This window comes from Terriglobales bacterium, from assembly GCA_035651995.1.
Classification (GTDB): domain Bacteria; phylum Acidobacteriota; class Terriglobia; order Terriglobales; family Acidobacteriaceae; genus DASRER01.
On record DASRER010000022.1, the window covers coordinates 25,865 to 38,809 of the forward strand.

Genomic DNA, 12,945 nt, shown 5'->3' on the forward strand with positions numbered 1-12,945 from the left:
TCGGGATTTCAGAGTGAGAGCAAGTCCCGCCCGATTCCGCGTTCTCCTCTTTGTTACAATTGATTTTCTTCACCTGAGCGGGAACACGAGCTAGATGAGTCTGCGTCGCAGGGCCGCCCTGGCGGCCACTATCCTGGGATTGCTGCTGTGGAGCGGCTGCGGCGACGTGTTCCGTCCCGTAGCATCGCCCATTCCGCAGAATCCCGGCGACCCGCAGCCTTCCAAGGAAGCGGTCGTCATCAACAACAACAACGGCGGAACGGGCACGGCGCAGCGCATCAACAGCGCGGGCGACACGGTGACCGCGGTGAATCCGGTCGGCAAGGGACCGGTCCACGGCGCGTGGCTGGCCGGCGGCGTGCAGATCTATACCGCCAACCAGGCCGACGACACAGTCTCTGTGTTCACCGTTGTGACCACGGCGGGAGACGATACGACGACCGTTGTACTGCCGCCCGGCGCCGCTCCCGGTTTTGTGCTTGGCACGACCGGCGTGACCACCTACGTGGCCAACTCCGGGCTGAGCTCGATTTCAGCCATCGATAACGGGTTGAACGTGGTGACGCGCGTGGTCCCGGTGGGCCGCAATCCTTCGTCGATCGCCGCCAACGCCGATGCGAGCAAGATTTACGTCGCCAACCGCACCGACGGCACGGTGAGCGTTGTGCAGACGCGGGACTTCAGCATCAAGACGACGCTGCCGGTGGGCAGTTCGCCGGCATGGGCGGTCTCGTCCACGGACGGGAACGTGGTGTACGTGGTGAACCAGGGCAGCGGCACCGTTTCGGTGATCGATACCACGACCGACATCGTGGTGGGCACGGTGCCGGTGGGCACCTCGCCGACGTTCGCGCTGTTCGACAAATCGCTGAAGCGGCTCTACGTGACCAATCGCGGATCGAACAGCGTGACCATTCTTAAAGCGGACGTTACGCCGCCGGTGGTGCTGGCCAACGTTCCGGTGGGCAGCGCGCCGGTTTCGGTGACGGCGCTGGCCGACGGCAGCCGCGCCTACGTGGCCAACTCGGGCAGCAACACGGTCAGCGTGATCAACGCGCTGAACAACACGATCCTGCGGACGATCACGGTAGGCAACGCGCCCGTATCGATCGTGTCCACCCCCGATGCCAGCAAGGTCATCGTGGCCAACCGCGACTCCAACACCATTTCCGACATCCGCACGTCGGACGACACTGTCGTCGCGACCATTCCTTCCTCGTCGCCGCGGCCGGTGTGGGTGACGCTCCAGCCGTAGAAACTGTTTCAAGTTTCGAGTTTCCAGTTTCGAGAATTCATCCGGCCGGCGACCAAATCGCAGTGGACTTTAGAAAGATCGCGGAAAGAGCATGCCACCCGCCCGGCTGGTTGTGCCGGGGCGCAATCGAAAAACGGGGCCGGTTGCCCGGCCCCGTGCGAGAGCGCAGTGCTCCGACGGCCCACTGCTCATCAGAACTCAAACTTCAGTCCCAGCTCCATCACGCGGTTGCCGCCGGTGAACTGTTTCTGGTTGAGGAACAGCGGCGAGGTGACGTTGGAGTACGTCGTACTCAGCGCATTGTTCACCGTGCCGATCAGCACGCCGGTCTGGAAGACGGTGGGCTGTGCCAGTGCGAAGTTGCGGTGGTTGAAGATGTTCTGCACTGACACGCGGAACTGGATGTTCGAGTTTTCCGTTATGCGGAAGGCCTTGACGGTTCCCATGTTCCAGATGTTGAAGCCGGGTGACCGGAACGTGTTACGCCCGACGTTGGTTTGCGCGCCGAGCTGGGCTTCAGCGAACCTGGCATTGGGATTGTCGGCCACGTAGCCGGCTACGGCGGCGCTGGCGCAGTTAGCCATCGGGACTACCGAGGTAACGCCGCCTGCGCCTACGCACACCACACTGCTGGTGGTGGTGCCGGTGTTGCCGACGCCGTTGGGATTGAAGATGGCCCGGTCACCGGCGGCGTCGCCGTTGCCGTTCGCGTCGGTATCCGTAAGGATGGATATCGGCTGACCACTCTGCACCAGGTAATTGCCGGTCCACTCCCATCCGTTCACCACGTGGTTGAAGAAGCCGTTCCCGATGGGGGCCCTGGGCAGGTCCCAAACCCAGGAGAGGGCGAACTTGTGGCGGACGTCGAGGGTGGAGTTTCCGCGGTCGAGCGCGAGATTACGCCAATCCAGGGGACGGCGCGGGTTCACGCGGCTGCTGAACAGCTCGTTGGTCGCGTCGTCAATATTGTGCGCGTAAGTGTAGTCGCCGCGGAGGAAGAAGCCTTTGGAGAACCGGTGTTGCACGTCAATCGCCCCGGAGTGGTAAATGCTGTTGCCCAGAGCGGGAAACGAGGTGGCCGTGCTGTTGAATTCCGGGAGCTGGGTGGGGGAGAAGGCTTCGAAATCCGACAGCCGCGAGCCGCCGGTGATGACGGCCGGCACCTGCGATGCCGAGAAGAACGTCGGCAGGGGGGCAATGCCGGCATCGAATGCGGTAAGAGTGTTGAGTCGGGCCTGGACGGGCAGTTCGAGGCTGCGGGTTCCGAGATAGCGGAGTTCCAGCAGGGTGTCTTTCACGAGTTCACGCTGCAGGCTCAGGGTCCAGGTTGCCACCTTGGGCTCCACAGTATCGAGGATGAGGCCCTGCGTGGCGAGTCGTGCGTCTGCGGCGGTCGCCGGCGGGACGTTCACCTGTAATAGTCCGCCACCGCCGAGGAACCCGGTGCCCGGCCCTCCCGCAAGGAAGTTGGCGCACCAGGGCGGAGCACCAGGCAGACCGCAGGTAACGTCCGGGTCCTGCTGGGTCTGCAACTGCGGTGGAAGCGACAGCAGCGGGAAGTTCTGCGGCGTCACGTCATAGGAGAGTCCGAAGCCGCCGCGCAATGAGGTCCTGCCGTCACCGAACAGGTCCCAGGCAAAGCCGACGCGCGGCATCACGTTGTTGGTGTCGGTGTGCGGTTCGCGGAAGATCATTTGTGTTGGCAGGTTCTGGAGGGACGGCAGGAACGGGACCCCGGGCAGCGAAGAGATGCTGTTCAGGGTTTGGGTCTTCACGCCGTTGGGATTGCTGTACCACTCGTAGCGCGCGCCCAGATTCAGGGTCAGACGGGGCGTGACCTTCCAGTCATCCTGCAGGAATCCATACAGCGCGTACTGGTTGCCGTCGAACAGGCCGGTGCCGGCGCCGCGCAGCGCGCCATTGAAGCCGGTAGGCACCACGTCGTTCACCAGCTCGCTCAGATTGGCGTAGTCCCATTCACCGCGCGAGCGGGGCAAAAAATCAGACGGAGCGATGTAACGCCGATACTCCGGTCCGAACTTGAAGGTATGGTTCCCCTTCACGATGGTGGTGATGTTCAGCGCCTGGTAGTTGTTCTGGGTGTAGCTCTGCGGCGAATTGCCTTCCGGCCCGATGTTGAGACCAAGGGTGTCGATCTCAGCGTTGGGGAAGTTGGCAAATGGGGTCGGGACAGTGAACGCCTGCACAAAGCGTGAGTACGAGAAGCGAATATCGTTGACGACATGAGGCGTAATGGAAAAGGCATCGGTCAGGATGGCCTTGCGGGTGTCAGCCGCGATATCGCCGGTGAACTGCGCTTGGGGCGTATCCGGGTTCACGTTGGGCGTACGAGCCCGGTCCCACAAGAAGCGCGCGCGGATCGCGTGCTTCCCCAGGTTCACGTCTCCGTTGATGTTGAAGGTGTGATCGTTGGAGAAGTTAGGCGCTGCCGGCTGGATGGGGCCGATGGGAATGGCGACGCCATTGACCACCTCACTGCCGTTCGCCACCGGCGCGGTGGGGAACTGGGCCAGTATGTCGCGCACCTGCGGGCTGGCGGCCATGGAGGTCAACGCAGCCAGTCCCGCCGGGGTGGGCGAAAGCTGCGCGACCGCCGCCGACGACAGGCCGATGCCGGTGAACTGATAGGCGCCGAAAATGAAGATCTTGTTCTTGACGATCGGACCGCCGATCAGGCCGCCCGCGCGGTTGCGGTCGACGCGCCGTGGCTCGGTGAGTCCGACTCCTTTTTCAAGGTTGTCCATGGCGTTGAAGTTACGGTTGTTGTTGAAGCCGAATGCGGCGCCGTGCCAGTTGTTCGTGCCCGACTTCGTGATGACGTTGAACTGTCCACCGGCGGAATGGCTCTGCTCGGCGGTGAAGGCGTTGGTGACCAGTTGAAAGTCGTTCACCGCCTCGGGAATCACGTCGGTCGTGTGTCCGGTCACGTCGATGCGGTTGTCGTCAACGCCGTCGATATTGAAGCTGTTGAGACGCGGACGGGCGCCGCCGATCGAGCCGCCTTCACCCAGAACGCCGGCGCCCTGGGACGTAGTATTGGGCGCCAGCAGCGCCAGGTTGAGCGGACCCCCGCCGAGTCCCGGGCTGGGTAGATCAGCGACGGCCTTGGAGCTGAAGTCGTTGCTGAGCTGGTAGGTATTGGTCTGCACGACGGGCGCGCCAGCCGTGACCTCCACGGTCGTGGTCGCCGAGGCGAGCTGCATTCTGGCGTCGGCCGTCGTGGGCTGGTTGGGCAGCACTTGCACGTCTTTGCGCTCAAACTTGGCAAAGTTGGGCGCGCTGACGGTCACGGTGTACATGCCCGGCAGGACGTTCGAGAAAACAAAGATGCCCGCCGACGTCGTCTTGGTCGTAGTGGCAACACCCGTCTGCTGGTTGGTGGCTGTCACGTCTGCGCTGGGCACGACTGCGCCGGTCTGGTCCAACACCGTGCCGCGCAGGGTGCCGGCTATCTGTTGTGACCAGGCAGCAACACACAACAACATTGTGATCAGCACAATTGATATTGCGTACGGCTTACCTTTCATTGGTTGTCCTCCGGGAGGAGCGGGCGGGCGGCGAACCGCGCGACCGGCAGCCTCGTGGTAGCAGCGGCCATGGAGGGCCGCCGGCGGGTTAGACCGGCTGACCGAATCCGTAGGCCGCTCGTTGTTGAACAGATGACCAGGGCCAGGCGAGACCCTGGCGGGCAGGAGCGATAACGACCACGCTCTTCGTGGAGCGAAATAAGGCCGGAAGCGGCGAAGACTGAGGAAGTCGTCCAGAGAGACAGCACCATGGTTCGGCCCTCTGGGCTCCACCGCCGGACGAGGGGAACGCGGTGGCGCGCAGATTACTCACCCTTCGTGGTGCACGCCCCTTGCCAGCGGGGAGAACAAACCGCGCCCGTAGGATGAACGACTTAGGGCTGGTAAGGTGAATCCAGTAGCAGCTCACTCCGGGAAAATGGAAAAAGCAGAGTTGCCGCCTTTGGAATTGCGGAGCGGCGCCGGAATGGAAGTTTTTACCCGTTTACTCTCACCGGCGTCGGCGCGGGTCATTCGGACGAGCGCTCGGACTTGCGCCGGCGGTGGTAGCGCATGGCCACGTTTACGTACACAGCGCCGTGGTCCGTGGTGAAACACATGACCAGCGCCTCGGTGTCCTCCGAGCCGGCGAGTCCGGCTTCCTGCGCGTGCCGGGCGGGTGGATGCACCTTGAAGCGAAAACCCTGATCGTTGAGCGCGGTGACGGCGTTGCCGATGACCAGGTTCGCCAGTTCGCAGACGGCCTCGGGCAGCATCTCGTCGGTGGGCTCGGCGTCGCTGCCGAGCTGCTGCAGTACCCGCGAAGCGACGGGCGGTTCCATGTCGACGATCACGCGGCCCTCGATCTCGCCGGTGATCTCGACGATGGCGGCGAGACCTTTGCGGCGATACGTCTCTTCGTCCATGCTGACGTCACCGACCTGCGGCGGCGCCTGCATGGTCTGGGCGAGCACGGCGTCGGCTGCGTTGATGAAGGGCTGAATGAGTTCCATTCTCATGAGCGCACGCTCACCGCGGCGGTCTGGGCGGCCGTATCGTTGATCACGTACTTCAGCACTTCATAAAGGATGGAAGGGTTGACCGGCTTCTGCACGAAGTGGCGCGCGCCCTTCTGCAGCGCGGTCACGATGTTTTCCTGGTAGCCGACCGATGACACCATGACCACGCGCGCCCTGGGATCGAAGTCGATGATGCGCTGCAGCGCCTCCAGTCCCTCGACCTTGGGCATGGTGATGTCCATCAGCACGACGTCGGGCGTGCAGCGCCGATATTCGGCCAGGGCGGCGGCGCCGTCGCCGGCTTCGCCCACCACTTCGACGCCGAACGAGTTCAGCATCTTGGCCAGGTTCTTGCGCGCGAAGATGGAGTCATCCACCACCAGGCAGCGCACCGGGTGTCCGTCATTGGATTGCAGAGGCGCGTACTCCATAAAAACCCCCAAAAGCAGTCTCCAGTTTCCAGTTTCAAGTTTCCAGTAAAACCAGCCGCCAACCCGTTGCTTGCCGGGTTCGTGCCTTCCCGCCCCAGCACCCCTTAAAACTTGAAACTCGAAACCGCTTCATTCGTTGGCCGCGCGTGCCACCGGCAAACACTGCGCGATGATGGCGTTGGCCATCGCCTCGAGCGGCACTACGCGCGCGGCAAAACCGCGCTCGATGGCTGCCTTCGGCATGCCATACACCACGCAAGATTTTTCGTCCTGGGCGATGGTCAGCCCGCCCGCGGTCTTCACCGCGCCCATGCCCTCGGCGCCGTCCTCGCCCATGCCGGTGAGCAACACGGCCATGGCGCGCGGGCCGAATGTCTCGGCCACACTCTGAAACAGGGCGTTCGCTGAAGGACGGTGGCCGCCGATCTTCAAATCGTCGCCCAGCGCGACCACGTCGCCCAGCGACATGCGGCGGACGCGCAGGTGCCGATTGCCGGGGCACACGAGCACACGGCCGGCGAGCAGCAGGTCGCCGGATTGCGCCTCCTTTACTTCCAGCGCGCAGGTTTCGTTGAGCCGGCGGGCAAACATCTCGGTAAAGCCCTCGGGCATGTGCTGCACGACCAGAAGCGCGGCGGGTAAGTCCGCCGGAAGCTGCGCCAGCACGAACTGAAGCGCGTTCGGGCCGCCGGTGGACGCGGCGATGGCAACCACCCTGTCGGGCCGGCGGCTCGCATCCGGGCGCGGGCGGCGCGGCGACGCGGCGCGAACAGCGTCGGGCAGGCGCAGCGCGGGAGGCGATTCGATCTGGGCGGCGGCCTTGATCTTACGCACGAGGTCGGCGGCGATTTCGCCCATGCCGGCGGTGACGTTCTCCGGCTTGGCGATGAAATCGACTGCGCCCAGCGCGAGCGCGTTCAGCGTGGCCGTGGCGCCCTCGGTGCTGTGCGCGCTCACCACGATGACCGGCAGGCGCCGCCGGCGCATGATCTCGCGGAGCGTTTCGATCCCGCTCATCCGCGGCATTTCCAGGTCGAGCGTGACCACGTCGGGCTTGAGCTCTTCGATCTTCCTCAGGGCGAAAGCGCCGTCCATCGCGGTGCCGGCGACCTCGATCGCCGGATCGCCCGCGAGCAGCTCGGGAATGAACTTGCGCATGAGCGCCGAGTCGTCAACTACGAGGACGCGAACGGGGCGCGACGTTGTTCGAATGCCGCCGGTCATGGGCGCACCCCCAGGTCGCCGGACGACGCGGATTTGCGTGCCTCGCCTTGCTCCGCTGCGACCGAGAAGTGCGCCAGGCGTTGCGCCACCGCGGCGAGGTTCAGGATGAGCACCACGCGGCCGTCGCCGAGCACAGATGCGCCGCTGACCAGGTCGGTGGCCACGAGCTTGTCGTCGAAACTCTTCACCACCAGCTCTTCTTCGCCGTGCATGCCGTCTACCACGAGGCCGATCTTGCGGTCGCCGAGAGCGACCACCACCACGAAGAAGCGGCGGCGCGCGACATTGGCTGACGCGGCCAGGCGGTCCATCCGGATGAGGGTGATCACCTGTTCGCGGAGGTGGAGCACTTCATGCTGTTCCACGCGATGAATGTCGGCTTCGCCGGCGCGCGTGATTTCGACAACCGACGACAGCGGCACGGCATAGAGGCGCTCGCCTGAGCGAAACAGCAGCGCCTTGATGATGGCCAGCGTCAGCGGCACCCGCACGCGGACCGTGGTGCCGCGTCCGGGCTCGCTTTCCAGCGAGACCGTTCCTTTGAGCGAGTGGACTACGCTGCGCACCACGTCCATGCCGACGCCGCGCCCGGAAACTTCACTGATCTGGGAAGCGGTGCTGAAGCCGGGCTGGAAGATGAGATCGAGCGCCTCGCTGTCACTCAAGCGCCCGGCGGCAGCGGCGGAGAGCAGCTTCTTTTCGACCGCGCGGGCGCGCAGGCGCGCAGGGTCGAGGCCGCGTCCGTCGTCGCTGATCTCGATAACCACAAAGCCGGCCTGATGAAACGCGTTCATGCGCACTTTGCCCTGGGGCGGCTTGCCGGCAGCGGCGCGCTCCTGGGGGGTCTCGATGCCGTGGTCCACGGCGTTGCGCACCACGTGCATCACCGGCTCGGGAAGCGCGTCGAGAATGGTTTTGTCGAGCTCGGTGCGTTCGCCGCCCATCTCCAAAGCCACGTCTTTGCCGCAGAACCGCGCGGTGTCGCGCACGATGCGCGGCACCCGGCGGAAGAGCTGGCGCAGCTCGACCATGCGGATCTTCATGACCGATTTCTGCAACTGGTTCAGCACGCGGCTGTGAAAGGCCATGGCGTCGGCCAGCCGCCCGCGCAGGGGATGGCGGCGGTCGATGTGTTCGCCGGCTTCGTGCACGGCCTGCTGCAGCACCGAGCGGGCGATGATCAGCTCGCCGAGCAGGTTCATGACCGAGTCGATGCGTTCGGCCTCCACCCTCAGCAGCGGCGAGAGCGATGCAGGCGCCGGCTCGGCGGCTTCGGGTTCGGCCTTCGCCGCCGCAACCGAAGCGGCGGCAGCGTGATCGGCTGCCTGCCAGGGCTCGACGTCTACTTGCGAAATCAAGGCGGGCACGCGGCACTGCCGCGCGATGGCGTGTGCGTCGCGATCGGTGGCGACGACCGCGTGGAGAGCATTGATGCCGGCGATGTCGTCACCCTCATGCGGACGAACCGCCAGCACCAGCCCCAGCGACTGCAGCGCGCGCCGGCCGAGCTCGAACGCGGCGGCAGGCAGCGCGCATTGGGGATCGAGGTGCAAGGTAAGGGCAACCACGCGTTTGCCCGCGGACTGCGCGTTGCCGAAGGTGAGCCGTTCGTATTCGGTCCATTGCGGCGCGCCGGCGGCGGCCGGAGCGGGCTCGCTCTCCGTACGACGCTGCGGCTTCGCCGCGGAGCTGCGCAATTGCGCCACACGCCCGCGCAAGGCGGTTGCGGGGGCCGGCTGCGCCCCGCTGCGGTAGGCCGCGAGCATGCACTCAAACGCGTCGGTGCTGGCCAGGACGAGCTCGATGACTTCGCTCTTGGCGGGCAGCGCTTCGGGATCGAGCGCGTCTTCCAGCTCGTGCGCCAATTCGGTGACTTCACGGAAGCCGCACACGGCCGAATCGCCCTTGAGCGTGTGCACGGCGCGGCGGATGCTGCGAATGAGTTCGGGATGCGCGCCTTTGGCCTCGAGCGCCAGCGCGTCTTCGCTGAGCGAATGCAGGATTTCCTGGGCGCTCTCGAAGAACACCTGGCGAAGCTCGGCCATGCGCTGCTCGTCGCGCTTCATTCCGGCGGCTCCATGCGCTGATAAGCAGTTCCGCCGCACTGGTGGACGATGCGGAACTTCTCGGTGAGCGGCAGCAGCGTTTCCGCGTGGCCGATGAACAGGTAGCCGCCGGGCGCGAGGCAGCGGTGGAATTTTTCCGTCAGGCGTTTCTGCTCGGCCGCGTCGAAGTAGATCATGACGTTGCGGCAGAAGATGAAGTCGTGACGCTGCGGCAGGAACCCGGCCTTCAGGTTGTGGAAGTCGAAGTGCACGATCTTCTTCAGCGCATCCTTGACCGCCGACTTTTCTCCCACGCGGTCGAAGAAGCGCAGGCGATAGCTGTAGTCCACTGCCTCCATCTGCGATTGCGTGTAGAGGCCTTCCGCGGCGGCGCGCAGCACCGAGTAGCTGATGTCAGACGCGAGAATCTCCACCCGCCACGGCGGCGGCGCCAGCGGCCGCGGCTCGAGGGGCGCGGCGGCCGCGGCCACGGGCAGCGAATGGCGCACGTTGAAGAAGCCGAGCGTCTCGCAAATCAGCATGGCCAGCGTGTACGGCTCCTGGCCGGTGGAGCAGCCGGCGCTCCACACGCGCAACGACCAGTCCTGGCGCTTGCACTTGCGCTCCAGCGCCTGCTCGAGCGCCACCTTCTGAAAGAGGTCCAGCTGCGGCTTGTTGCGGAAAAAGCTGGTCTCGTTGACGGTGAGGTTCTCCAGCAGGATGGCCAATTCCTGCTTGCCGGCGTCGCTGGTCAGCAGGCGGTAGTAGCTGTAGAAGGAGTCGAGCGCGCAGGCGCGGAGCCGGCGCTGGAGCCGGTCGCGCAGGAAGTGCGAGCGGCGCTCGTCGAACACCATGCCGCACTCGCGATACACCAGCGCCTGCAGCAGCTTTTCTTCGGATTCGTTCAGGCGCACCGGCGAGGCGGACATGGCGTTTGTTCTCTCGGCATCAGGAGGCAGCCGATGCGCGCGGCGGCGCTTCGGCGCGGCGCAGAACGCGCGCCAGGTCAACCAGCAGAACGATGCGTCCGTTGAGCTTGCCCACGCCGATCACGTAGCCGGCGCCGCCTTCGCCTTCGCTCACCGCATGCGGCGGCGGCTCCACCTGCGAGGGCGCGAGCCTGAAGACCTCCGATGCCGAGTCGACGATGAGGCCCACCTTGCGCTGATCCACCTCGACCACCATGACGCGGCTGCGCCTGCCGCGCTCGAGGTTGCGTTCGCCGAAGCGCTTGCGCAGGTCGACAACGGAAATGATTTTTCCGCGCAGGTTCATCACGCCTTCCACGTGCGCGGGAGCTTCGGGAACGGGCGCGATGTCGGGGACACGCAGGATTTCGTGCACCTGCGCGATGGGCACGGCGAACGTTTCGCGGCCCACCTGGAAGCCGACCATCTGCATGTCCGCGCTCATGTCAGAAACCCTGCCGGGGAACGGCGGCGAGGCGCGCGGGCCCGCTCGATGCCGCCGCCGCAGTGCGCGCGCTGCGGCCCACCAGCGGCGATGCCTCGAGCGCGAAGCGGTCCATGGCGTCGAGCAGAGCGCGCGCCATCTTCGACATCTGCTCGGCCGACGCCGCCAGTTCGGCGGAGCCGGAGGTGGATTGCTGCATCAACTCGCGCATCTTTTCCATGGCGCGGACCACGGCCTGCGCGCCCGCTGCCTGCTCTTCCACCGCGGAGTTGATCTCGTGCGTAATTTCGTTCAGGCGAGTGGTCGTCTTGGCGATCTGCGCCGAGCCGTGCGACTGCTCGGTGGTGGCCGCGCCGATTTCCTGGGCGAACTTGTTCACCTCGCTCACGACGTGGGAGATCTTGGTGAGCGCGGTGCTGAGTTCGCCGCCGCGCGAAAGGCCTTCCTGCACCATGGCTGTGCTCTGTTCCATGTTGCTCACCGCCTGGCGCGCTTCGCGCTGAATGCTCTGCACCAGCTCGGAAATTTCCTTGGTTGAGTGCGCCGATTTTTCCGCCAGCTTGCGGACTTCGTCGGCCACGACGGCGAAGCCGAGGCCGTGTTCGCCGGCCCGCGCCGCTTCGATGGCGGCGTTGAGCGCCAGCAGGTTGGTCTGCTCGGCCAGGTCGTCGATGACTTCCACGATCTTGCCGATGTCGTCGGCGCGCTGATCGAGCGCGCTGATGATCGCCGCCGAGGACTGGATGGCGCCGTGAATGCGGTTCAGGCCGTCGGTGGCCTTCGCCATTGTGCCCATGCCTTCCTTGACCTCGGTGCGCGAACGGTTGGAGATTTCCAGCAGCACTCTGGCGGTCTCCGCCACGCGCTGAATCGAAGTGACCATCTGGTCGATGGAGGCGGAGGTCTCGCTGACGTTGGAGGCCTGCGCCTGCGTGGTGCGCACCATGTTCTGCACGTTCACGCTCATCTCGTGCATGGTGCTGGTGACCTCATCGATCGCCGATGATGCCTGGTTGCTGATCTTGGCCGATTCTTCCGACGCCTCGGCCACCTGGTTGGAGCCGCCGGCCACCTGCGCGGCGCTGTCGCGCACGCTGCGCACGAGCGAGCGCAGACCCTCGGTCATCTTCATGAAGGCGAGAGCGAGCGTGTCGCGGCGAGAGCGCGGTTCGACCTGAACGGTCAGGTCGCCGCCGGCGATGGCTTCCGAAACGGCGGCCATTTCCTTCAGGTACGTCACCATGTTGTTGAAGCTGCGCGCCAGTTCGCCGATTTCGCCCTGCGCTTCCACTTCCACCTTCTGGTCAAGGTCGCCGCTGGAGCCGATCTCGCGCGTGACCGTGATCACACGGCTGAGCGGCTCGGTGATGGAGCGCGACGTGGTATAGGCGATCACGCCCCCCAGCAGCAACGCGAACAGCATGCCCATGTAGGCAACGATGGAGGCGACGGAGGCCGCTGCTTCGTCGGACTTGCGCGACTCCTCCGCCATCTGCGTGATCGAGTGCCCGACTTCATCGAGCTGTCCGGTGGAGCGCGATACCCAGCTCGCCGGATTCAATTGCAGATAGTTGATCTGGAGTTCGGCGACGGTGAGCTTGCCGTCGTCCACCTGGCGGCGCTTTTCAATCAGGACGCTGGCGAAGTTCTTGAACCAGTCGTTCTCCATCTCGCCCACGCGCATCAGCGCGCGGCGCTGCGGTTCAGCCACTGAGGCGGCGTGCTGCAGAGCGTTTTCGAGCTGCTTCATGCCGCTCGTGAGGTTGTCGACCTCGCGCGTGTCGCCGCTCAGCAGGTAATTGCGCAGGTAGAGACGGTTCTGCATCATCTGGTAGCGGACCGAGGCGACCGCCTGCACCGCCTCGATGGCCGCGCCGGCTTCCGCCTTGGCGCGGTGCTCGCGCCGCAGCACGATGATGTTCAGCGCGAACAGAAACACCAGCATGAACAGGATCGCGCCAAACCCGAGGTAGACCTTTCTGGCAATCGTCACTTTGCCAACCCTCCACCATCCCGACGCGTTACAGCGCG

At 65.1% G+C, this 12,945-nt stretch carries 9 protein-coding genes; 1 reads left to right on the forward strand and 8 read right to left on the reverse strand.

What is annotated here, in order from left to right:
• Nucleotides 1-94 precede the first annotated feature (94 nt).
• Nucleotides 95-1,255, forward strand: a complete 1,161-nt coding sequence (locus VFA60_08125; GenBank protein ID HZQ91741.1) for a YncE family protein — start codon at nucleotides 95-97, stop codon at nucleotides 1,253-1,255.
• A 191-nt stretch (nucleotides 1,256-1,446) separates the two neighbouring features.
• Here the strand turns inward: VFA60_08125 and VFA60_08130 are convergent, their stop codons facing one another.
• From VFA60_08130 to VFA60_08165, 8 genes are all read right to left on the reverse strand, one after another.
• A complete protein-coding gene (locus tag VFA60_08130) occupies nucleotides 1,447-4,803 on the reverse strand; it encodes a TonB-dependent receptor (GenBank protein ID HZQ91742.1) in 3,357 nt (1,118 codons plus the stop codon).
• Between the two features lie 509 nt (nucleotides 4,804-5,312).
• The gene (locus VFA60_08135) at nucleotides 5,313-5,801 is read right to left on the reverse strand and encodes a chemotaxis protein CheX (protein HZQ91743.1); all 489 of its coding nucleotides are present in this window, start codon (nucleotides 5,799-5,801) and stop codon (nucleotides 5,313-5,315) included.
• A complete protein-coding gene (locus tag VFA60_08140; protein ID HZQ91744.1) occupies nucleotides 5,798-6,232 on the reverse strand; it encodes a response regulator in 435 nt (144 codons plus the stop codon). The genes VFA60_08135 and VFA60_08140 overlap by 4 nt, the downstream gene beginning before the upstream one ends.
• 129 nt (nucleotides 6,233-6,361) lie before the next feature.
• Nucleotides 6,362-7,456: a chemotaxis response regulator protein-glutamate methylesterase gene (locus tag VFA60_08145; GenBank protein ID HZQ91745.1), complete on the reverse strand. Its 1,095-nt coding sequence runs from the start codon at nucleotides 7,454-7,456 to the stop codon at nucleotides 6,362-6,364.
• Nucleotides 7,453-9,522 carry a chemotaxis protein CheA gene (locus VFA60_08150; protein ID HZQ91746.1) on the reverse strand — a complete coding sequence of 690 codons (2,070 nt, stop codon included), beginning with the start codon at nucleotides 9,520-9,522 and terminating at the stop codon, nucleotides 7,453-7,455. Before VFA60_08150 ends, VFA60_08145 begins: the two co-directional genes overlap by 4 nt.
• Complete coding sequence (locus VFA60_08155; protein ID HZQ91747.1) at nucleotides 9,519-10,430, reverse strand: protein-glutamate O-methyltransferase CheR; 912 nt, start codon at nucleotides 10,428-10,430, stop codon at nucleotides 9,519-9,521. Before VFA60_08155 ends, VFA60_08150 begins: the two co-directional genes overlap by 4 nt.
• A 19-nt stretch (nucleotides 10,431-10,449) precedes the next feature.
• The gene (locus VFA60_08160) at nucleotides 10,450-10,914 is read right to left on the reverse strand and encodes a chemotaxis protein CheW (GenBank protein ID HZQ91748.1); all 465 of its coding nucleotides are present in this window, start codon (nucleotides 10,912-10,914) and stop codon (nucleotides 10,450-10,452) included.
• Nucleotide 10,915: 1 nt separating this feature from the next.
• Entirely contained in the window at nucleotides 10,916-12,907 is a 1,992-nt protein-coding gene (locus VFA60_08165; protein ID HZQ91749.1) for a methyl-accepting chemotaxis protein, read from the reverse strand.
• Between the last annotated feature and the right edge of the window lie 38 nt (nucleotides 12,908-12,945).

What these genes read in the sequence shown, in the direction of transcription:
- VFA60_08125 (HZQ91741.1), top strand. Translation starts at nt 95, where the DNA reads ATGAGTCTGCGTCGCAGGGCCGCCCTGGCGGCCACTATCCTGGGATTG.
- VFA60_08130 (HZQ91742.1), bottom strand. Translation starts at nt 4,803, where the DNA reads ATGAAAGGTAAGCCGTACGCAATATCAATTGTGCTGATCACAATGTTG.
- VFA60_08135 (HZQ91743.1), bottom strand. Translation starts at nt 5,801, where the DNA reads ATGAGAATGGAACTCATTCAGCCCTTCATCAACGCAGCCGACGCCGTG.
- VFA60_08140 (HZQ91744.1), bottom strand. Translation starts at nt 6,232, where the DNA reads ATGGAGTACGCGCCTCTGCAATCCAATGACGGACACCCGGTGCGCTGC.
- VFA60_08145 (HZQ91745.1), bottom strand. Translation starts at nt 7,456, where the DNA reads ATGACCGGCGGCATTCGAACAACGTCGCGCCCCGTTCGCGTCCTCGTA.
- VFA60_08150 (HZQ91746.1), bottom strand. Translation starts at nt 9,522, where the DNA reads ATGAAGCGCGACGAGCAGCGCATGGCCGAGCTTCGCCAGGTGTTCTTC.
- VFA60_08155 (HZQ91747.1), bottom strand. Translation starts at nt 10,430, where the DNA reads ATGTCCGCCTCGCCGGTGCGCCTGAACGAATCCGAAGAAAAGCTGCTG.
- VFA60_08160 (HZQ91748.1), bottom strand. Translation starts at nt 10,914, where the DNA reads ATGAGCGCGGACATGCAGATGGTCGGCTTCCAGGTGGGCCGCGAAACG.